The sequence below is a fragment of the Inquilinus sp. genome (assembly GCF_057815775.1).
Genome location: NZ_JBYRFX010000083.1, coordinates 1 through 1,515, shown reverse-complemented (window position 1 = coordinate 1,515; position 1,515 = coordinate 1). Strand labels below are relative to the sequence as shown.

Genomic DNA, 1,515 nt, shown 5'->3' with positions numbered 1-1,515 from the left:
CTCCTCGAGATCGATCATGGCCGATGTCCCGTTGGACAGCGTTCCGATGTCGATTTGGACCGTCATCACCCCTCCACGCGCTCGGCCGCACTGCCCCGGGGGCGGCATGGCCGGGCATGGTCTATCACGATGGGGCCGGGTCCGGGCAACCCGAAGGGACGGGGCAGGGTCCCGGCCCGATTCAGCCGCCGAGGCACGCCTCGATCCGACGAATCAGCGCTGGCGGATCCGTCCCGGGCAGGCCGAAACGAAAAGAGGGCGGCCCCTGGCGCCGCCCTCAGATCTGCTAGGAGGTCGTTTTTTCGTCTTAGAAGGAGATGACCAGGCCGGAGGTCAGCGTGGTCGCCTCGTAGTCGCGGCCGGTGCGGAACTCGTTCCGCTCATAGGCCAGTTCAGAGAAGGTGTTGAGGCCCGGCGCGACGTTGTAGAGCAGCGACAGGATGGCGCTGTGGTTGGTCTGCAGGTCCGCGCCGTTGGTGAAGGACGAGCTCAGGCCGTTGCCCTTCTCCGCCGTGGTGTAGGCGTAGCCGACCGAGGCGACGAACGGGCCGGTCGCGTAGGAGACGTCGCTGGTGATCGAGTCGATCGCCTTGTGGGCGCGGAAGGTGCTGGAGAAGTGCACCCAGTTCACGCTGGCCGCGAAGCCGTTGGCGAAGCCGACCTGGCCGCCCAGGCTGTAGGCCTCATAGTCTTCGTTGCCACTGACGCCGTTGCCGTTGCCGGCCGACGCGGCCAGCCGCAGCGAGGTGCCGTCGAAGGTGGTGGCGTAGTTCAGGCCGGCGGTGACGACGTTCTCGTAGCGGGTGGTGGCGTCGTTGGTCAGGTCGCCCAGGCCACCATTGCCGGCGTGGTCGCCGGTGGCGCCGCCGGTGCCGTGGCCGGTTGCCTTGGCATTCTTGCCGCCGGCCACCGGGGTGAAGTCGAAGGCGAAGGACAGGCCGCCGAAGCTCGGCGAGGTGTACTTGACCTTGGTGTCCTTGCCGCTCAGGCCGCCGATGCCGTAGCTCGGGTCGATGGCGTAGAAGACGTCGGAGCCGCCGAACAGGTTGAACTTGCCGTCCAGACCGTCGCCCCAGCCGGCGCCGAGGCCGAGCTTCGAATTCACCGTGTCATGGGCGTAGACGTAGCCGATATCCGCCGAGGCGTAGGGCGCGTCACCCGCGGTGATCGTGCCGAAGCTGCCCTTCAAATAAGCATAGGTGCGGTCGACGGCGACGTTGTTCTTGCGGTCGACATTGTTCATACGGACGCGGGCGCCGTATTCCAGGCCCGAATCGGTCACGTTCTTGATGTCGAACTGCAGACGGGCGCTGGTGAAGAAATCGTAATCGCGGTCGCGGCTGCCGTCCGAGCCGGAGCTGTCCAGGATGAGAGCGGCCTGGGCGCCGACGAAACCACCGATCTTGACCGCGACGTCTGCAGACGCCGGGGCGGCCGCCATCGCGGCGACAGCAAGCGCCGTACCACCCAGCAGAATCTTCTTCATTTCCTACCTCCTAACGCGGCCATAAAGAC

1 protein-coding gene is annotated in these 1,515 nt (G+C 66.3%); it reads right to left on the bottom strand.

Annotated elements, in window-relative coordinates:
* Positions 1–307: 307 nt before the first annotated feature.
* Complete coding sequence (locus AC3XYG_RS03130) at positions 308–1,486, bottom strand: porin (RefSeq protein WP_489138354.1); 1,179 nt, start codon at positions 1,484–1,486, stop codon at positions 308–310.
* Positions 1,487–1,515: the final 29 nt, after the last annotated feature.

Bases quoted from the DNA above. Each gene is read 5' to 3' on its own strand.
- AC3XYG_RS03130 (WP_489138354.1), bottom strand. From the start codon at position 1,486: ATGAAGAAGATTCTGCTGGGTGGTACGGCGCTTGCTGTCGCCGCGATG.